We start from the raw sequence: 17,062 nt of genomic DNA, 5'->3' as shown, positions 1-17,062 counted from the left end.
CCTCAAACACCTGTCGCTTCACGCGGAATTTTACTTGGATGCGATCTGCGTGCTGGCTGGCGTGGTGACGACAACGGCATTTGCAGCGGCCTTATGACGATTGGCTTCATCGTGCCAGCGCACCGCTTCCTTGGCCTCGACGCGCGCCCGCTTGCGGTGCTTGCCTTGAGAAAACCACGTGACGAGGGAGCCTAGAAATACGCCGAGAATAAGCGACAGGAAAATGAAGACGAAAAATGGCGCGGAAAACGACAGCAGGCTGTCATCGGGTCTGAACGGATTGAGCGCGAGCGTGACGGCCTGCCGGTTGGCCACGCACAAGACCACCAGAATAATGGCCAGCGGCACGAGAACCAGGAGGTTGATGATCTTTTTTGGCATCCAACGATACTCCGTCTTTAGGGGCCTTCAGACAAACCTGCATGGACGTCAGATAGGAGGCCGATTGCTCAGTCTCAACCACTGTTAAAAGCGCATAACGTCAAAACCACGTCGCGCGGTGCGCTCAGTCTTCGTCTTCCACGTCGCTCATGCCCGGATTGAGCCGTTCACGCAGTTCCTTGCCTGTCTTGAAAAAGGGAACCCATTTTTCTTCAACGAACACCGATTCTCCCGTGCGCGGGTTGCGACCGGAGCGCGAAGGGCGGTTCTTGACCGAAAAGGCGCCAAAGCCGCGCAACTCCACACGGTTGCCCGCAGCCAGCGCATCGGTGATCTCATCGAGCACGGCGTTGACGATATTTTCGACGTCGCGATGGTAGAGGTGCGGGTTGTGCGCAGCCACGATCTGCACCAGTTCAGACTTAATCACGGTTGCCCCCTGAAAGGATTGGATTTTTATCGTTCGCCAACCTGCCAAACCGAAACAAGACCGTCAAGAAACAACTTGTCGGCGCCCAGTTGGTGCGGCACGTTAAATGGCAGGAATTGATCATATCCGAGCACCTTGGCGATGCCTGCAATGCTCAGGAACGATAATGGCGATCTTTGTGACGGCGCGGTCCACTCCACGATCGGCAGATCCTTTGCAATCTTGCGGCTGTCGAAATAGGCGCGAATTTCCTTTTCGCCGCCCAGGGTATCGATCAATTTCACGGCAAGCGCCTGGCGGCCAGTGAAGATCGAGCCATCGGCAAGCTTCAAAACGTCCTCGCGCGGCAGCTTGCGACGGTCGGCCACGAGATCAACGAACCAGCCGTAGCTATCCATGATCATATTGCGGATCATGGTTTTGGATTCTTCCGGCGGCTCATGGAAGGGCGACGGTTCGGCCTTCATCGGCGATGATTTGATTTCCTGCAGCGACACGCCGAGCTTGTCCAGCAGCGGGCCGACCTGCGGATACTGGAAGATGACGCCGATGGAACCGGTGATCGACGTGTCGCCTGCAACGATCGTATCGGCTGCGGTTGCAATCATGTAGCCCGCGGACGCGGCCAGGGTGCGCACATCTGAAACAACCGGCTTCTTTTCAGCAACGGCACGGATGGCCTTAAAGATGCGCTCGCCGCCATAGGTGGTGCCACCGGGCGAGGAAATCGAGACGATCAGGCCCTTGGCGCTATCGCTATCAGCAATCTTTTGCAGCCGCTCGAGAAGCTCCGTGTCGTCCTGGATCAGACCGGTGATATTGACGCGGGCAATGTGCGGGCGGGCGCTTTGAAGCGGTGGAGTGAATGCCAAGCGGTAAAGGGCAAACAGGCCCACGACGAGGAGAAGGACGACCGTGACACGCCAGAAGGTCAGCTTGCGCCGCAACTGCCTGCGGTCTGCGATTGCCATCTGATCCATTTATTCGCCTTCGCTATAGAGTGGTCACAGCGTCTGAAGTTCGCCATATGAGCCTTGTAGCCACCTCTTGCAAGGAAACAAACGGGAAAGCATCGTTTTGATAAAAATATCGTGGCCCTTGCGATATTTCCGAGAAAAACCATATTGGCAGAGCATGCCCCGCATGCCACACCCGATGTTATTGCGAATGATGGTGCCCGATTTTATTGACTGGTACCGTATCGACACCCGGATCCTTAGCACATGCTTGAGCGACTAAGCCAACCCAGTTCCAGTTTCGCGTCGTCCAATGGACACGCGGACACCTATGCCATGGCGTTGCGCCATTCCGGCCGGGTTCGAAAACTCAAGGTCATTCTTCCGCTGGGCGCTGCCATCATCTCGCTGTCCTTTATCGCGGTTTCGCTCTTGCGGACATGGGTGCCGGATGAGGTCACACTCGAAAGTTCGAAGGTCGAAAACGGCAAGCTCGTCATGGAAAAACCTGCCCTTGCCGGACGCAACAACAATGGCTTCGACTATTCGATGAATGCGGAGCGGGCACTCCAGGATATTGCCAGCCCCAACCTGATGACGCTGGAGAAAGTTCTAGCTGCACTGCCCATGAACGACATCGTAGCGCAGGTTGTGGCGCAGGAAGGCCTGTTTGACCGTGCAACAAATAAGTTGCAAATGATGGCACCCTTTGACATCAATCTCAGCAATGGATTACAAGCAAAGTTCCAGTCTGCAAATGTCGATATGAAAGCGGGAACGATGGAAACGGACAAGCCTGTTTTCGTGAAGACCCAAGAAGGCTCGATCAATGCGGAAAGTTTACGCATTGCAGATAATGGTAAAACGATTACATTTTCGGGGCAGGTACGAGCTCGTATCGCTGCATCGACCATTCAGAACGCCGGCCAGAACGCCGGCAAGTGAGAGCCCGACCCAGATGATGCAGATTTTGCGCACAGCCCGTCATACCAACGCAGCCTGTCTTGCCGCCGTTGCCATTGCATGTCTTGCGGGCACTGCAGCCGCGCAATCCACCACGAGCAACATGGAAGGCCTCAAACTTTCCAATGACCAGCCTATCGCCATCGAAAGCGATCAGCTTGAAGTACGCGATCAGGAGCAAAAGGCTTATTTCACCGGCAATGTTAAGGTCGTACAGGGAACGACGACCTTGCAAGCTGGCAAGATGACCGTGCTCTACAAGAGCAAGAGCGGCGACAGTAAGGCCCCGAACGCTTCGATCACCGGTGGTAATGCCGACATCGACAAGATTTTCGTCGACAACTCCGTTTACCTCACGTCCGGCACGCAAAAGGCGACCGCCGACAAGGGCGAGTTCGACATGGCGGCGCAGACCTTCATTCTTTCGGGAAAACAGGTGGTCCTGTCGCAGGACACGAATGTTTTCACCGGTTGCAAACTGACGGTCTTCATGACGACGGGTCAGGCCAAGCTGGAAAGCTGTGGTGGACCTGTTCGCATCATGCTCGACCCGAAATCACAGAAAAAGCAGTAGTCTTTAGCCCGTGAAAATCCAATCCATTTCAAAACTGTTTGGCGCAGGCTCGTCGCGCGCATCGGAAACGGATAATCTATCCGAAGACAAGGCGCGCTATGAGGGCACCCTGATCGCTCAGGGCCTGACCAAGACCTACAACACGCGTCGCGTCGTCAATGGCGTGTCGCTTGTCGTGCGTCGTGGTGAAGCGGTCGGGCTTCTGGGACCGAACGGCGCCGGAAAGACCACCTGTTTTTACATGATCACCGGTCTTGTTCCCGTCGATGCTGGCAAGATCGCCATCAATGGCAATGACGTGACCAACATGCCCATGTATCGCCGTTCGCGGCTGGGCGTGGGCTACCTTCCCCAGGAAGCATCGATCTTTCGCGGACTGACAGTGGAAGACAATATTCGTGCGGTTCTGGAAGTTCACGAACGCGACGAAAAGAAGCGCAATCGCAAGCTCGACGAGTTGCTGGAAGAATTCCACATTTCGGCCCTGCGCAAGTCGCCTGCCGTTGCCCTGTCGGGCGGTGAGCGTCGTCGCCTCGAAATCGCGAGAGCGCTGGCAACAGACCCAACCTTCATGCTGCTGGACGAGCCTTTTGCCGGTGTCGACCCGATCTCGGTCAGCGACATCCAGAATCTCGTTCGACACCTGACAGCCCGCGGTATCGGCGTGTTGATCACCGACCACAATGTGCGTGAAACGTTGGGCCTGATCGACCGTGCCTATATCATCCATGCGGGCGAAGTTCTGACCCATGGCAGGGCGTCGGAGATCGTCAACAACGCAGAAGTTCGTCGTCTCTATCTGGGCAATAATTTCAGCCTGTGACGAATCCACGATAAAAGTGAGGTGCGCGCCTCGCTCACCGAAAAGATTCTGCCTCCCCGCCCCCAAGTGAGCTTGACCAAACAAGAATAAAAAGCAATTTTTGGGCCAAGTCAGACTTCAGCGCCGAAACATCGTGAAAAAAGTGGCGCCGAAGGGGTTTATGGGAGTTTAGCGTCCGCCATGGCCTTGTCCGCCAGTCTTTTGTTGCGTCAAAGCCAGTCTCTGGTCATGACCCCACAACTGATGCAGTCTATTCAGCTGCTTCAGATGACGCATATTGAGCTGACGCAATTCATCGCCCAGGAAGTCGAGAAGAACCCGCTGCTTGAAATAGTGGCAAACGATGTCGATTTGGGCACCGCCCCGCTGGACGATGGCTTTGATCGGCACAGCGAACCGCCAGAGCAAAATTCGGACGTGTCTCAAGAGACGGACGAGTGGTACGGCGACCGCGCAAGCACGCTGAACGAACAGCTCGACACCAATTTCGAAAACGTCTTCCAGGATGATACCGCCCCGGCAAAGGCCGATGCGCCGGAGCTTGTCGGGCAATGGAAGTCCATGCCGGGAGCGGAGGCGGGCGAATCCTACGATCTCGATGATTTCGTTGCGAGCAAACCCAGCCTGCGGGACCATATCGGCCAGCAACTTCCCTTCACCGTGCCCGTGCCGCAGGACAGGATGATTGCGGATGCCTTGCTCGATCACCTCGATGAGACGGGCTATCTCCCTGTCGATGCGATGGACGATATTTCGGACCGTCTGAGCACGTCAAAAGCCGACATCGAACACGTGCTTCGCGCGCTACAGACCCTTGATCCCCCCGGCATTTTTGCGCGCAGCTTGAGTGAGTGCCTTTCCATTCAGCTTGCACAGAAAGATCGTCTCGATCCGGCGATGAAAGCGTTCGTCGGTCATCTGGAGCTTCTGGCAAAGCGTGATTTCGCCTCTCTCAAGCGGCTCTGCGGTGTCGGCGAGGATGATCTTCTGGATATGCTGGCCGAGATCCGCGCCCTCAATCCACGCCCGGGCGCTGGCTTCGAGACGGGTATTTCGGAAACCATCGTTCCTGACATCGTCGTGCGCCCCTCCATCGATGGTGGCTGGTTGATCGAGCTCAACCCGGAGACGTTGCCACGTGTTCTGGTCAATCAGACCTATTTTTCGGAGGTCTCCAAAGTCAAGACGCGCGCTGGCGAGGATGGGGAGTTCCTGTCCGAATGCATGCAGACTGCCAGCTGGCTGACCCGCAGCCTGGACCAGCGCGCGCGAACCATCATGAAGGTCGCAAACGAGATCGTACGCCAGCAGGACGCGTTTCTCCTGCACGGCGTCGATCATCTGCGCCCGCTCAATCTCAAGCAGGTGGCGGATGCGATCAAGATGCACGAATCCACCGTCAGCCGTGTCACGTCACGAAAATACATGCTGACGCCGCGCGGGCTTTTCGAGCTGAAATATTTCTTCAGCGTTTCGATTGGTGCTGTGGAAGGCGGCGACAGGCACTCGGCCGAGGCCGTGCGTCATCGCATCAAGATCATGATTGCGCAGGAAGCGCCCGACGACGTTCTATCGGACGACGATATCGTCAATAATCTGAAGAAAAACGGTGTCGAACTGGCGCGTCGAACGGTCGCAAAATATCGTGAGGCGATGAATATTCCATCTTCCGTACAACGACGCCGGGAAAAGAAAGCCATCGCAAAAGTCGCTATGGCGTAACGAATTCTTTATATATTTCAATTTGTTAATAATCCCGTTTGACTCTTGACCCCTCCGGCGTTAGAAGCTCGCCGCACAGACGGCAGGGGGCCGATCAACGCAAAAGTGTACACCACGCTGACGCGCCAACCAGGAATGAGACTGAAAGTCTCTCGAAACGCTTGGATGAGCGTCTGGCTTAACGTAAGCTGTTACACGCAAATCACTGAAAAAGGAAAAATTCCATGAGTGTGCGTGTATCTGGTAAACATATGGATATCGGCGAATCGTTCCGTCAGCGGATCGAGGACAACATTAGCCTGGCGATTACCAAGTACTTTGACGGGGGGTATTCTGGTCAAGTAACCGTGGAGAAATCCGGTGCGGGTTTCGCAGCCGATTGCAAGATACATCTCGATACGGGTGTCGTCTTGCACGCAGCGGGACAAGCCAATGATCCACAGGCAAGTTTCGATGCGGCAGCCCAGCGGATAGAAAAGCGGCTTCGCAGATACAAGAGAAAATTGAAGGACCACCATCACAACGGTGCGTCGGCCAACGGCATTCTGGAAGAGTTTCCTTACACGGTCATGGATGCCGTGCCGGACGAGGATGACGAACTGCCGGAAGATTTCGCACCGACCATCGTTGCCGAAACCTCCAAGCAGGTCAAAACCATGACCGTTGCCAGTGCCGTCATGGCGCTCGACATGACAGATGAGCCTGTGCTGCTGTTTCGCAGCCCAGCCAAGGAACTGAATATCGTCTACCGTCGGACCGATGGAAACATCGGCTGGATCGATGCGGCGACGATAAAGAACTGAACAGTCTGATAAGGCACCGGGGGTGTCGTCGCATGGCGGCGCCTCCGGACCGTCTCGATCGCATGAAGGATACAGAGAATGGCGTTGGCAGATTTGCTGCAACAGGATGCGATTATTCCCGCCCTCAGAGTGAATTCCAAAAAGCAGCTTCTTCAGGAATTGGCGGCCAGAGCGTCGCGAATTACAGGCGTGCCGGAGCGGGAAGTGTTCGACGTCATCTTGCAACGTGAGCGGCTGGGTTCGACCGGCGTCGGTCACGGTATCGCCATTCCACACGGAAAGCTCGCCAGCATCGACCACATCGTCGGCGTTTTCGCACGTCTTGAAAATGCCGTGGATTTTGAAGCCCTGGACGATCAGCCCGTCGATCTGGTTTTTCTTTTGCTGGCGCCCGAAGGTGCCGGTGCCGATCACCTGAAGGCACTGTCGCGCATTGCGCGCGTGCTGCGCGATCCCGAACTGGTCGCCAAACTGCGCGCCACCGAATCCGACACGGCGATCTTTACCTTCCTCAATCAGGAACAGGCCAACGCGGCCTGACGTCGTAAGCCACTGACGGCAACGACCTTGGCTCCCTCCTGGCCATAAAAAATCCCCGCCTTTGCGGCGAGGATGATAGCTTTTTAAAGTTTCCCGGACATTTTCAAAGCCGATATGGCCACCCGCTCAAGGATGGCCCTATGTTTTGATCAGGCGTCTTTTTCGTTGACGCTGCTGGTGCCAGGCTCGGCTGTCGTCGGTGCATCACCCTTCGGTCCACCCTTGGCAACGCCAACCATTGCGGGGCGCAGCACACGGTCACCGATCGTGAAACCGGCCTGAACCACCTGTACGACGGTATTGTTGGGAACGGCCGTGTTGGGAATTTCGAACATCGCCTGATGGAAGTTCGGATCGAACTTCTCGCCTTCCGCATCCATCTTGCGCACGCCGTGACGCTCCAGTGCAGACAGCATCGAGCGCTCCGTCATATCGACGCCTTCGATCAATCCGGCAATCCCGGCTTCGGAATTCGTCTTCAATTCCTCGGGGATCGTATCGAGCGCGCGGCGGAGGTTGTCGGATACGGCCAGCATGTCGCGGGCAAAGCCTGCGACGGAATAGGCCTTGGCATCCTTCACCTCACGCTCGGTGCGGCGACGCAGGTTGTCCATCTCGGCAGCGAGACGCAGGAATTTGTCGCGTAGATCGGCATTTTCAGCCTTCAGCACATCGATCGGATCGGGCTCGGACGTTTCAGGCGCGTCGTCTTCGACAGCCGTTGCCTCGAGTGCCTCGTCCACGACGTCTGCGTCAGGTCCGTTTTTCTTGGTATCGTCGGTCATGACGTTCTCCAGCTTTACATCTGTTATGGGTTGAGCCCGATATCGAGGTTTACCATGCAAAAATCAAGGCTTGCGGGCAAACCATCTCCTATTCGGTGGCAGGTTTTCGAGATCAGCGCCGTTTGCTGGCCAGCCGGGCCATGATCTGGGCCGTATAATCGACCATCGGCACGATGCGCGAGTAATTGAGCCGGGTCGGACCGATCACGCCGACAGCACCGACAACCCGGTTTTCATCGTCCCGGTAGGGCGCTACGATCAGCGAGGATCCCGACAGCGAAAACAGCTTGTTTTCCGAACCGATGAAAATTCTGACGCCCGAACCGGTTTCAGCCAGGTTGAGGACCTCGATCAGATTGTCCTTGCGCTCGAGATCATCGAACAGCAGCCTCACGCGATCGATGTCTTCTTCGCCGGCGAGCCCCTCCAGAAGATTGGAGCGTCCCCGAACGATCAGCCGCCCGAGCTTACCCTCCTCATTGTCGCCGGACCATACCGCGAGACCGCGTGTCACGAGATCCTGCGCCAGCGTGCTCAGCGCCGTCTGCAGCTCGGATTTCTGTTCCAGCAGCTGGGTGCGCAGTTCCGGCAACGTTTGTCCGGCCAGATGGGCGTTGATGAAATTGGCGGCCTCCGTCAATTGCGACGACGTAATTCCGGCGGGCAGTTCGATGATGCGGTTTTCGACCTGATTGTTGTCGCCGACCAGAATAGCAAGCCCCTTGGTCGGTTCGAGGCGAATGAACTCGACATGCTTCAGCACCGCGTCGCTCTTGGTCGTCAACACCAGACCCGCACCACGCGACATGCCAGACAGCATGCGGCTCGCTTCCGTCAGCAGCCCCTCGATCGGCTGCTCGCGACCTGAGACCGGGCCGATCTGCCGGTCGATGCTGGCACGCTGTTCGGCAGGCAGATCGCCCACCTGCATGAAAGCATCCACGAAAAAGCGCAGGCCGATCTGCGTCGGCAGGCGGCCCGCGCTGATATGCGGCGAATAGATCAGGCCGAGTTCTTCCAGATCGCTCATCACATTGCGAACGGATGCTGGCGACAGCGACATGGGCAGGACGCGCGACAGGCTGCGCGAACCCAGCGGCTCACCATTTTCGAGATAGCCTTCCACGATGCGCCGGAAGATTTCGCGCGAGCGATCATCCAGCAGCGCACCCGGTTCTTTTCCGATCGGAGGAGAGATGCTCATTACGTCCGTTCTTCATCCCGTCAGTTCATCACAGGAATATAGTCGCTTGCGCGCTTAAGTAAAAACGGAAATTCCGCATATACCCTGCACTGACCCGCTTTTCCTTTGCAAAAGGGCTGTCGCGGCCTTAGAAGGCGGAGATCAAAACGGAGACGAACCAGATGCGGCCTTCAGGCAGAAAAACCGATCAGATGCGCAAAGTGTCTTTCGAGCGCAATTTCTCGAAGCATGCAGAGGGCTCCTGTCTGGTCAAATTCGGCGACACGCATGTCCTGGTGACCGCCAGCCTTGAAGAAAAGACGCCACCATGGTTGCGCAACAGCGGCAAGGGCTGGGTGACTGCCGAATACGGCATGCTGCCCCGCTCCACCAACGAGCGCATGCGCCGCGAAGCCGCTTCCGGCAAGCAGGGTGGCCGCACGCAGGAAATCCAGCGTCTCATCGGCCGTTCGCTGCGCGCCGTGGTCGATCTTCAGGCGCTGGGCGAACGTCAGATCAGCATCGACTGCGACGTCATTCAGGCCGATGGCGGCACGCGTACGGCCTCCATCACCGGCGCGTGGATTGCTCTTCACGACTGCCTGAAGTGGATGGAAACCCGCAACATGATCAAGGTCGAGAAGGTTCTCAAAGACCATATCGCCGCGATATCCTGCGGTATCTTTGCCAGCCAGCCGGTGATCGATCTCGACTATCTGGAAGATTCCTCGGCGGAAACCGACGCCAATTTCGTCATCACCGGTTCCGGTGGCATCGTCGAAATTCAGGGCACGGCTGAAGGCGCACCTTTTAGCGAGGACGAATTCCTGACACTGCTGGGCCTTGCCAAGACAGGCTGCGCGGACCTCGTCGAGCTGCAAAAACAGACGATTGCCTGAGCCAGGGACGCGAGAACCATGCGCAAACTCGACACCAGAACCATCGTCGTTGCCAGCCACAACAAGGGCAAGATTGCCGAAATCGCCGATCTGATCGGCCCTCTCGGCTTTTCCGCCAAGTCGGCGGCAGAGCTGAATTTCGCCGAGCCAGACGAAACCGGTACGACATTCGAGGAAAACGCCGCCATCAAGGCGCTGGCCTCTGCGCAAGCGTCGGGATTGCCGTCGCTTTCCGACGATAGCGGTCTGGTGATCGATGCGCTTGATGGCAATCCCGGTGTCTACACCGCCAACTGGGCGGAAACGGCTGATGGTACCCGCGATTTCGCCATGGCGATGCAGAAGGTGGAGGACGCCTTGCAGGAACGCGGCGCGACCGAGCCTTCCGCCCGCACTTGCCGCTTCGTCAGCGTGCTGTGCCTGGCTTGGCCCGATGGCCACACCGAATTCTTCCGGGGCGAGATCGAGGGCAGCGTCGCATGGCCTCCACGCGGCGATAGCGGCTTCGGCTACGATCCGATCTTCCAGCCGCAAGGCTATGAGACAACATTTGGCGAGATGACATCCGAGCAGAAGCACGGTTGGAAACCGGGCGACCGCCAAGCGCTGTCGCACCGCGCCCGCGCCTTCAAGACATTCGTCGAAACCTGTCTGGACGCATGATGATCGATCCTGGGAGCAGGTTCTCCCCTGCCCCCGACGCGACGCTGCTGCCGGATACCGGTGAGCCCGGTTTCGGTATCTATGTGCATTGGCCGTTCTGCGCCGCCAAGTGCCCCTATTGCGATTTCAACAGCCATGTCCGCCACCAGCCCGTGGATCAGGAGCGTTTCGTCGCTGCTTTCCTACGGGAAATGGAAACGATGCGGCAGTTGAGCGGCGCAAAGGTCGTCACCAGTGTTTTCCTCGGTGGCGGCACGCCCTCGCTTATGGACCCGCAGACAGTCGGCGCCATCATGGATGGCATCGCCCGTTTCTGGCATGTCCCTGATGGCATCGAAATCACCATGGAAGCCAACCCCTCGAGCGTGGAGGCGGAACGGTTCCGCGGCTACCGCGCCGCGGGCGTCAACCGTGTCTCCATGGGTGTGCAGGCTCTCAACGACCGCGACCTCAAGTTTCTAGGACGCCTCCATGATGTCGCGGATGCGCTGAAAGCCATCCGGCTTGCCCGCGAGATCTTCCCACGCATGTCCTTCGACCTGATCTATGCCCGGCCCAACCAGACGGTGGAAGAATGGGAAAAAGAGCTTGCCGAGGCCATTTCCTATGCTGTCGATCATCTGTCGCTCTACCAGCTGACCATCGAGGAAGGCACGGCCTTCTACGGTCTGCACAAGGCAGGCAAGCTGATCGTACCGGATGGTGACCAGTCCGCTCTGCTTTATGAGGCGACGCAGGACATCACCGCTCACCACGGCATGCCGGCCTATGAGGTTTCAAACCACGCCATTCCCGGCGCGGAAAGCCGCCACAACCTGACCTATTGGCGTTACGGCGATTACGCCGGCATTGGCCCCGGCGCACACGGACGTCTGACCACGGGCGGCGCAAAACTCGCGACGGCCACGCAGCGCCACCCGGAAACATGGCTCGAAAGCGTCGAGCGCGATGGCCACGGTATTCTGGACCAGGAGATGCTGGGCGTCGAAGAGCAATCGGATGAATTGCTCTTGATGGGGCTTCGTCTACGCGAAGGTGTGGACCTTGCCCGCTGGAGCGATCTTTCCGGTCGCGATCTCGACCCCGACAAGGAAGAGTTCCTATTGCAGCACGGCTTTATCGAGCGCCTCGGCAACTCACGCCTGCGCTGCACACCGTCGGGCATGCTCATCCTCGATTCCGTCGTTGCAGATCTGGCCTGCTGACCGGCAATCGCCTCAAAAAGCCCTTGTTTACACAGAATTTATCTGCACTTTGACGGTAACGTGGCAGCTTGGCGTATTAAAATACTATTTTGGGAGGCATTCTTGCTGAAAACGGCATCTCTACTTCTGACGGTTTTTCTATCCACAACCGCTTTCGCGGCCGAACAAAACTTCACCATATCTGGTGGTCAGGTTAGCGTTCCCATCGGTCTTACCGTTCAAGTCAAATCCGTGACCGTTGGTGAAGATGCCACGAAACTGCGGCTTCGGGCGAGTTTCGACAGCAGCAAAACCCTCTCCGTCAATATGAACGACCAGGAAAATGCCTATCTGTCCTGGGCGGACGGCGATCAAGGCAGGCTGCATATGCGCCAGATCAGCAGCAACAAATGGATGCGTATTTCCAACGGCAAAACGATGGAGGGCGATCTCGTTTTTCCCGGCACGATCCCGGCGGATGTCACGAAGGTGGTGCTCTTCTTCAACCCCGGCAATTCGGGTGACGATACCAATGCGCCTGGCGTGACCATTCCGCTGGAATTGAAGAAATGAAGGCCGCGTTACTTCTGCCGCTTCTTCTGGCAAACGCTGCAACAGCCGCCACCTATACCGTCTCGACCGGTGGATCTTTTGCAGATCAGCCATCGAGTTTCACCGAGATTGCATTTCCAGCCTCTTCCTTTGACGAGAAGATCGAGCAGAGCAGCGGTGCCTTCTCGTCGGAGACATCCACCTTCGAATTGCAGGACATGGATGAGGAAACACGGGTGAAAACGGAGACCACGCTGACGGAGTTGGGTGCGCGCCAGGACAATGGCCGGATCATCGTCAACCTTCCCAGCGACGTGCTGTTTGATTTCGACAAGGCCGATATTCGCGCTGACGCCCGCTCATCCTTGACCAAGCTGGCGCAAGTGCTGAATGCGATGGACAAAAGCGATGTCCAGATCATCGGCCACACCGACGCCAAGGGAAGCGATGCCTATAATGATCGCCTGTCGGAGCAGCGTGCTGTTTCAGTCGAGACGTGGCTGTCGGAGTTTGGCGTCATGTCGAAGATGACAACGCAGGGCAAGGGCGAGCGCTTTCCCGTTGCACCGAACCAGACTGTGAGTGGCGGGGATGACCCGCAGGGACGCCAGAAAAACCGGCGTGTCGAATTCATTATCGGAGAACGCTGATATGGCCTTGATCACCTGCCCGGAATGCGACGCAAAAATCTCCGACAAGGCTCATGCCTGCCCCTCCTGCGGTTACCCGATGGCGCAGACGCAGCCATCAAAAGGCACCAGCGCCTGGCCGACCGTGGTCGGCGGTGTGGCAGGGACCTATATTTCGGCGCAGATGCTCGCATCGATCATTGTCGGGAGTGTCGCGATGATCAGTTTTGCCGCCATCATGATTGCGCTTGTGGTGCAATAAGACGCTACGTCACTCCACCGGATCGCCCGCCTCGACTGACTTTGCCTTGCGCGCGTTCTCCGCACTTTCGCGGCGAAGCGGTGCGCCGATGGGGCAGATATCCTGGACGAACCCGGTTAGGCTGTTGGCGAGCGTGTCCGATACCTGGCGGTAATAGACATACTTGCCCCGTTTTTCCGACGCGACCAGCCCCGCATGTTCAAGCAACTGTAAATGCTGAGAAATAGACGGTTTCGACATATCGAAACGCGCGGCGATATCGCCTGCGTTCATCTCGTGATGCGCGACATAGGCGAGGATTTTACGCCGGACGGGAGAGGCCAACGCCTCGAAAATCAGCTGTATGGACATGCCTCTTTCTATCATTAATCAATTAGACAATCAACTAACTGTTGACAGAATTACATTTCGTCGATTACCTAATTGTAGAAATGAAGGAGACACGATCATGCAGATACACTCGCAATGGACTTTCAACTGCGCCCCGCATCACATCTGGCCGCATTTCCTACATGCGAAGATGGACAGTTCGAAGCCGTTTCTATTTCGTCTCGGCATTCCCAAGCCCGTCAGCTGCAAGGTTCTGGAAGGCCACGGCGCACTGGGCAACACCCGCCAATGCACCACGGATCGCGGCAGCATCGATCAACGCATTCTCGATTACGTCCCCAACCGGAAACTGCGTTACCGCATGATCGACAGCACCGTGTGGTGCAAGGACTGGATCGGCGCTCTGGAGGATGAATTCACCCTCATTCCGATTGGACCCGACACGACACGCGTCGAACGCCGCAGCGATTTTAGAGCGCATGGATTGCTGGCCCCGGTCAGGCAACTGGCGCTCTGGATCGCCTTGAAACAGGCACATCGCTACGCCTCTAAAAACTGGCGCAGATTAAGCAGCGAGGCCCAAGCCGCAGAATCGCAGCTGGAGGTCGCGCCATGAAGGCTCACCAGACACCGCAGACCATAGCCCGCATCGTGTATTTCGTGGAGATTCTCGTCTTCGCAGCGCCATTCTACCTGACCTACGGACTTTTGGCCCTTATTAGCGCACCCTATGCCGGCATGATGATCCTGTTCAGCCCAGTCTGGTTCATAGCCTATCTCGTTGATGCAAACGGAGAGTTCGCTCCGGTCATTCTCGTGGGAACAATTGTCATCGCAATCGCTGCACTGTCCGTAACGGGCGTGGTTGCCCTATGGAAACTGGCAAAGCTCTCTTACATTTATATGTTCAAAGGCGCCGAAGAGCTGTCGGCACATCGACACGACTTTCGGACTGGCTTTTATTGCGGCGTCGCACCGCTCATTTTCACCACGACGGTCATGGCGGCCATTGCCGTCAGCGACGGTGGCTGGACGAGTTTGCCCATTGCGATCATCGGCGGCGGTACCCTGTTGATCCCCGTCATCCATCTGTGGGTAGCGATGCGGAGATATCCCATCGCATCGTCGACAATCAAAGCTTGCGCGGACCCGGTAAATCAGGTCTCGTCGCGGCCGGGCGTGCAGTACCAGACGATAGCGACGATCAATCCGATTGGCGCAAAGCAGGACAGAAGCTGATGCCAGCCGCTGCGGTTGATGTCATGAAGACGACGGGCGGAAACCGTTATCGACGGCAACAAGATTGCAAGCGACCAGATCGCCCCAGCAAAGCCACTCGTATCTATGAATTCGATAACGAAAGAACTGACACATACAAAAAGAATGCAGAACCAATATTCCGAGCGGGCTGCTCTACCTTGGAAATTGACATAGTTCCTAAAAAAGCTGGAAATTGCTTCTCCAAAAGTCATGGGTATCGCCAAAGCTCCAAACCTATTCGGTCCAGGCGGAGGTGATCTGAAGACGAAGATCAGCGGGAAGACGATGAGAATGAGTAGAATGAACAAATGCCAGCCCGACATGCATTGCCTTTCTGTCGCCTAAGACAATAATAAAATTTTCAAGATGCATTTGCACCCGCAAGGGATGCGGAATTGAGACGGAGTGGTGTTGAAGCCAGTCCGTTTGCAAAACAATCACGCGCAGGTCACAATTACAAGTAGAAAGACCGGTCATCGTTTCTGAAACGAAGACCGGTCTCTTGATATGCGTCCAATATTTGGGGAGTGGCCGGGCTTGCCCGGCCTCTGCATTTACGCGTTGTTTTCGTTGATCAAGCGCTTCAGCAATTCGACCTCGTGGCCGAGTTTTGTATCGCCGCCGATCAGTTCTTCGATCTTGCGCACCGCATGCAGAACGGTTGTATGATCGCGCCCGCCGAAGCGACGGCCGATTTCGGGGAAGGAACGCGGCGTCAGCATTTTTGCCAGATACATGGCGATCTGGCGCGGCTTGACGATGACGCGGGTGCGACGGTTGGAGACCAGTTCCTGACGCGAGACGTTGTAGTGCCGTGCGACGATGCGCTGGATGTCCTCGATGCGCACACGCTTGGCTTCGCCCGTGCCGACCAGATGGGCCAGCAATTCATCGACACGCTCGATCGACAGGTTCGGCTCGAAGGAGCGACGGAAGATCAGTTGGTTGAAGGCGCCTTCCAGTTCACGGCCGCTCGCGGTCACGCTGCGGGCGACATGAGAGACGATCTCTTCTGGAATATCGAAGCTTGGGTCGTCCTGACGGGCGGTCGCGATACGCTGTGTGAGCATTTCGTGGCGCATGTCATAATCCGGACCTTCGATCTCGATGGCCATGCCACCCTGAAGGCGCGAGCGAACGCGTGGATCAAGCGATTCCAGCTCCCAGGGCGCACGATCTGCGGCCACGACGACCTGCTTGGCGCTGTCGAGCAACATGTTGAGCAGGTGGCAGAATTCGTGCTGGATCATCTTGCCCTGCAGGAACTGCATGTCGTCGATCACAAGAAGATCTATATTGCGTAGCGTGTCCTTCAGCGTCAGCGCGTCATTGTCACGGATCGCCGTTGCGAAACGCCACATGAAATATTCGGCCGTCAGATAGACGACACGCGGAGTGCGCGGGCTGTCGATGGCGGCATTGGCGATGGCCTGGAGAAGATGCGTCTTTCCAAGGCCCACACCCGCATGAATGAAGAGCGGATTGAAGCGCACGGCACCCGCACCGGCCTCGGCAATGGTCTTTGCGGCGGCCAGAGCCACGCGGTTCGACGATCCCTCGACAAAGGTATCGAAGGTGAAACGGCTATCAAGCGGCGATCCGAACAGGGGACCCGCACCCGAGTGACGGGTCGCGTGGGCGGATTGCGAAGCGCCCGATATCTGCCCGTTTGACGAGGGCTGCGGCGGAATGAATGGCTTTGCACGCTGAGCAGTCGTTGCCGCCTCGGAGATGGGCTGTGCCCGTTCTTCGACCGGCACGGCCCGCGCTGGGCGGCTCGCCGAACGTACCAGGATTTCCACCTTCAACACATCCGCATCCTCGCTCTGAACGAGCGTCGTGATGAGATCGATATAACGGTTGTTGATCCAGGATTTCAGAAACGTTGTCGGTACGGTAAACCGCACGACGCTCTTGGAGACAGAATGAAGCTTGAGACGCGCAAACCAGCTTGCATAAACTTCCGGTCCGACCTGTGCCTTCAACCGCGCGCTAAAACGTTCAAACAGCGCGTCATGCTTCATATCCTGCTTTTCCCCTGCGATATCAGTACCAGCTGCGTCACATGCCTTTGGCGTGCGGTCCCCGTTTGTCACCGCACCCATTACCAAATTCAACTGCAT

General features: G+C 56.9%; 22 protein-coding genes. 14 read left to right on the top strand and 8 right to left on the bottom strand.

What is annotated here, in order from left to right; genetic code table 11:
* Nucleotides 1–30: 30 nt before the first annotated feature.
* From RMR21_RS00110 to sppA, 3 genes are all read right to left on the bottom strand, one after another.
* A complete protein-coding gene (locus RMR21_RS00110) occupies nucleotides 31–381 on the bottom strand; it encodes a LapA family protein (protein WP_498668730.1) in 351 nt (116 codons plus the stop codon).
* A gap of 124 nt (nucleotides 382–505) precedes the next feature.
* A complete protein-coding gene (locus RMR21_RS00105) occupies nucleotides 506–811 on the bottom strand; it encodes an integration host factor subunit beta (protein ID WP_042616207.1) in 306 nt (101 codons plus the stop codon).
* Nucleotides 812–837: 26 nt separating this feature from the next.
* On the bottom strand, nucleotides 838–1,791 hold the full coding sequence (gene sppA, locus RMR21_RS00100; protein ID WP_498668729.1) for a signal peptide peptidase SppA: 954 nt from the start codon (nucleotides 1,789–1,791) through the stop codon (nucleotides 838–840).
* A gap of 243 nt (nucleotides 1,792–2,034) precedes the next feature.
* Here sppA and lptC point away from each other — a divergent pair, with 243 nt between their 5' ends.
* The 6 genes from lptC to ptsN all read left to right on the top strand — a co-directional run bounded on the left by lptC (nucleotide 2,035) and on the right by ptsN (nucleotide 7,192).
* A complete protein-coding gene (gene lptC, locus RMR21_RS00095) occupies nucleotides 2,035–2,712 on the top strand; it encodes an LPS export ABC transporter periplasmic protein LptC (protein ID WP_498668728.1) in 678 nt (225 codons plus the stop codon).
* A 13-nt stretch (nucleotides 2,713–2,725) separates the two neighbouring features.
* Nucleotides 2,726–3,304: an LptA/OstA family protein gene (locus tag RMR21_RS00090; RefSeq protein WP_498668727.1), complete on the top strand. Its 579-nt coding sequence runs from the start codon at nucleotides 2,726–2,728 to the stop codon at nucleotides 3,302–3,304.
* Nucleotides 3,305–3,338: 34 nt separating this feature from the next.
* Nucleotides 3,339–4,127, top strand: coding sequence for an LPS export ABC transporter ATP-binding protein (gene lptB / locus RMR21_RS00085; RefSeq protein WP_174151935.1), 789 nt, complete (start codon nucleotides 3,339–3,341; stop codon nucleotides 4,125–4,127).
* A gap of 180 nt (nucleotides 4,128–4,307) precedes the next feature.
* A complete protein-coding gene (rpoN, locus tag RMR21_RS00080) occupies nucleotides 4,308–5,849 on the top strand; it encodes an RNA polymerase factor sigma-54 (protein WP_498668726.1) in 1,542 nt (513 codons plus the stop codon).
* A gap of 224 nt (nucleotides 5,850–6,073) precedes the next feature.
* Nucleotides 6,074–6,652, top strand: a complete 579-nt coding sequence (gene hpf / locus RMR21_RS00075) for a ribosome hibernation-promoting factor, HPF/YfiA family (protein WP_045230146.1) — start codon at nucleotides 6,074–6,076, stop codon at nucleotides 6,650–6,652.
* 78 nt (nucleotides 6,653–6,730) lie between these two features.
* Nucleotides 6,731–7,192 carry a PTS IIA-like nitrogen regulatory protein PtsN gene (ptsN, locus tag RMR21_RS00070; protein ID WP_498668725.1) on the top strand — a complete coding sequence of 154 codons (462 nt, stop codon included), beginning with the start codon at nucleotides 6,731–6,733 and terminating at the stop codon, nucleotides 7,190–7,192.
* Nucleotides 7,193–7,341: 149 nt separating this feature from the next.
* On the opposite strand, the gene grpE is transcribed toward ptsN, so the two are convergent.
* A complete protein-coding gene (grpE, locus tag RMR21_RS00065) occupies nucleotides 7,342–7,977 on the bottom strand; it encodes a nucleotide exchange factor GrpE (RefSeq protein WP_498668724.1) in 636 nt (211 codons plus the stop codon).
* Between the two features lie 112 nt (nucleotides 7,978–8,089).
* Nucleotides 8,090–9,181: a heat-inducible transcriptional repressor HrcA gene (gene hrcA / locus RMR21_RS00060; RefSeq protein WP_498668723.1), complete on the bottom strand. Its 1,092-nt coding sequence runs from the start codon at nucleotides 9,179–9,181 to the stop codon at nucleotides 8,090–8,092.
* Between the two features lie 161 nt (nucleotides 9,182–9,342).
* Between hrcA and rph the strand changes: the two genes are divergently transcribed.
* The 6 genes from rph to RMR21_RS00030 all read left to right on the top strand — a co-directional run bounded on the left by rph (nucleotide 9,343) and on the right by RMR21_RS00030 (nucleotide 13,349).
* Complete coding sequence (gene rph, locus RMR21_RS00055; protein WP_498668722.1) at nucleotides 9,343–10,059, top strand: ribonuclease PH; 717 nt, start codon at nucleotides 9,343–9,345, stop codon at nucleotides 10,057–10,059.
* 18 nt (nucleotides 10,060–10,077) lie between these two features.
* Nucleotides 10,078–10,722 (top strand): RdgB/HAM1 family non-canonical purine NTP pyrophosphatase, encoded by a 645-nt coding sequence (gene rdgB, locus RMR21_RS00050; protein ID WP_498668721.1) that lies wholly within the window; start codon nucleotides 10,078–10,080, stop codon nucleotides 10,720–10,722.
* Nucleotides 10,722–11,927 (top strand): radical SAM family heme chaperone HemW, encoded by a 1,206-nt coding sequence (hemW, locus tag RMR21_RS00045; RefSeq protein WP_498670188.1) that lies wholly within the window; start codon nucleotides 10,722–10,724, stop codon nucleotides 11,925–11,927. The genes rdgB and hemW overlap by 1 nt, the downstream gene beginning before the upstream one ends.
* Before the next feature lie 102 nt (nucleotides 11,928–12,029).
* Nucleotides 12,030–12,479, top strand: a complete 450-nt coding sequence (locus RMR21_RS00040) for a hypothetical protein (protein ID WP_498668720.1) — start codon at nucleotides 12,030–12,032, stop codon at nucleotides 12,477–12,479.
* Nucleotides 12,476–13,108, top strand: coding sequence for an OmpA family protein (locus RMR21_RS00035; RefSeq protein ID WP_498668719.1), 633 nt, complete (start codon nucleotides 12,476–12,478; stop codon nucleotides 13,106–13,108). Before RMR21_RS00040 ends, RMR21_RS00035 begins: the two co-directional genes overlap by 4 nt.
* Nucleotide 13,109: 1 nt before the next feature.
* On the top strand, nucleotides 13,110–13,349 hold the full coding sequence (locus RMR21_RS00030; RefSeq protein WP_498668718.1) for a zinc ribbon domain-containing protein: 240 nt from the start codon (nucleotides 13,110–13,112) through the stop codon (nucleotides 13,347–13,349).
* A 9-nt stretch (nucleotides 13,350–13,358) separates the two neighbouring features.
* Here RMR21_RS00030 and RMR21_RS00025 read toward each other — a convergent pair whose 3' ends face one another.
* Entirely contained in the window at nucleotides 13,359–13,700 is a 342-nt protein-coding gene (locus RMR21_RS00025) for a metalloregulator ArsR/SmtB family transcription factor (RefSeq protein ID WP_498668717.1), read from the bottom strand.
* A gap of 97 nt (nucleotides 13,701–13,797) precedes the next feature.
* Between RMR21_RS00025 and RMR21_RS00020 the strand changes: the two genes are divergently transcribed.
* Nucleotides 13,798–14,295: an SRPBCC family protein gene (locus tag RMR21_RS00020; RefSeq protein WP_498668716.1), complete on the top strand. Its 498-nt coding sequence runs from the start codon at nucleotides 13,798–13,800 to the stop codon at nucleotides 14,293–14,295.
* Nucleotides 14,292–14,918 carry a hypothetical protein gene (locus RMR21_RS00015; RefSeq protein ID WP_498668715.1) on the top strand — a complete coding sequence of 209 codons (627 nt, stop codon included), beginning with the start codon at nucleotides 14,292–14,294 and terminating at the stop codon, nucleotides 14,916–14,918. Before RMR21_RS00020 ends, RMR21_RS00015 begins: the two co-directional genes overlap by 4 nt.
* Here the strand turns inward: RMR21_RS00015 and RMR21_RS00010 are convergent.
* Nucleotides 14,837–15,151 carry a DUF805 domain-containing protein gene (locus RMR21_RS00010; RefSeq protein WP_498668714.1) on the bottom strand — a complete coding sequence of 105 codons (315 nt, stop codon included), beginning with the start codon at nucleotides 15,149–15,151 and terminating at the stop codon, nucleotides 14,837–14,839. The genes RMR21_RS00015 and RMR21_RS00010 overlap by 82 nt on opposite strands.
* Before the next feature lie 342 nt (nucleotides 15,152–15,493).
* Nucleotides 15,494–16,963: a chromosomal replication initiator protein DnaA gene (dnaA, locus tag RMR21_RS00005; RefSeq protein ID WP_498670187.1), complete on the bottom strand. Its 1,470-nt coding sequence runs from the start codon at nucleotides 16,961–16,963 to the stop codon at nucleotides 15,494–15,496.
* Between the last annotated feature and the right edge of the window lie 99 nt (nucleotides 16,964–17,062).

This window comes from Agrobacterium sp. rho-8.1 (genome assembly GCF_033957725.1).
In the GTDB taxonomy this organism is placed as follows: Bacteria; Pseudomonadota; Alphaproteobacteria; order Rhizobiales; family Rhizobiaceae; genus Agrobacterium.
The sequence above is the reverse complement of the archived record's forward strand: the minus strand, read 5'-3'. Positions and strand labels throughout refer to the sequence as shown.

What these genes read in the sequence shown, in the direction of transcription:
- RMR21_RS00110 (WP_498668730.1), bottom strand. Translation starts at nt 381, where the DNA reads ATGCCAAAAAAGATCATCAACCTCCTGGTTCTCGTGCCGCTGGCCATT.
- sppA (WP_498668729.1), bottom strand. Translation starts at nt 1,791, where the DNA reads ATGGATCAGATGGCAATCGCAGACCGCAGGCAGTTGCGGCGCAAGCTG.
- lptC (WP_498668728.1), top strand. Translation starts at nt 2,035, where the DNA reads ATGCTTGAGCGACTAAGCCAACCCAGTTCCAGTTTCGCGTCGTCCAAT.
- RMR21_RS00090 (WP_498668727.1), top strand. Translation starts at nt 2,726, where the DNA reads ATGATGCAGATTTTGCGCACAGCCCGTCATACCAACGCAGCCTGTCTT.
- rpoN (WP_498668726.1), top strand. Translation starts at nt 4,308, where the DNA reads ATGGCCTTGTCCGCCAGTCTTTTGTTGCGTCAAAGCCAGTCTCTGGTC.
- hpf (WP_045230146.1), top strand. Translation starts at nt 6,074, where the DNA reads ATGAGTGTGCGTGTATCTGGTAAACATATGGATATCGGCGAATCGTTC.
- ptsN (WP_498668725.1), top strand. Translation starts at nt 6,731, where the DNA reads ATGGCGTTGGCAGATTTGCTGCAACAGGATGCGATTATTCCCGCCCTC.
- grpE (WP_498668724.1), bottom strand. Translation starts at nt 7,977, where the DNA reads ATGACCGACGATACCAAGAAAAACGGACCTGACGCAGACGTCGTGGAC.
- hrcA (WP_498668723.1), bottom strand. Translation starts at nt 9,181, where the DNA reads ATGAGCATCTCTCCTCCGATCGGAAAAGAACCGGGTGCGCTGCTGGAT.
- rph (WP_498668722.1), top strand. Translation starts at nt 9,343, where the DNA reads ATGCGGCCTTCAGGCAGAAAAACCGATCAGATGCGCAAAGTGTCTTTC.
- rdgB (WP_498668721.1), top strand. Translation starts at nt 10,078, where the DNA reads ATGCGCAAACTCGACACCAGAACCATCGTCGTTGCCAGCCACAACAAG.
- hemW (WP_498670188.1), top strand. Translation starts at nt 10,722, where the DNA reads ATGATCGATCCTGGGAGCAGGTTCTCCCCTGCCCCCGACGCGACGCTG.
- RMR21_RS00035 (WP_498668719.1), top strand. Translation starts at nt 12,476, where the DNA reads ATGAAGGCCGCGTTACTTCTGCCGCTTCTTCTGGCAAACGCTGCAACA.
- RMR21_RS00030 (WP_498668718.1), top strand. Translation starts at nt 13,110, where the DNA reads ATGGCCTTGATCACCTGCCCGGAATGCGACGCAAAAATCTCCGACAAG.
- RMR21_RS00025 (WP_498668717.1), bottom strand. Translation starts at nt 13,700, where the DNA reads ATGTCCATACAGCTGATTTTCGAGGCGTTGGCCTCTCCCGTCCGGCGT.
- RMR21_RS00020 (WP_498668716.1), top strand. Translation starts at nt 13,798, where the DNA reads ATGCAGATACACTCGCAATGGACTTTCAACTGCGCCCCGCATCACATC.
- RMR21_RS00015 (WP_498668715.1), top strand. Translation starts at nt 14,292, where the DNA reads ATGAAGGCTCACCAGACACCGCAGACCATAGCCCGCATCGTGTATTTC.
- RMR21_RS00010 (WP_498668714.1), bottom strand. Translation starts at nt 15,151, where the DNA reads ATGACTTTTGGAGAAGCAATTTCCAGCTTTTTTAGGAACTATGTCAAT.
- dnaA (WP_498670187.1), bottom strand. Translation starts at nt 16,963, where the DNA reads ATGAAGCATGACGCGCTGTTTGAACGTTTTAGCGCGCGGTTGAAGGCA.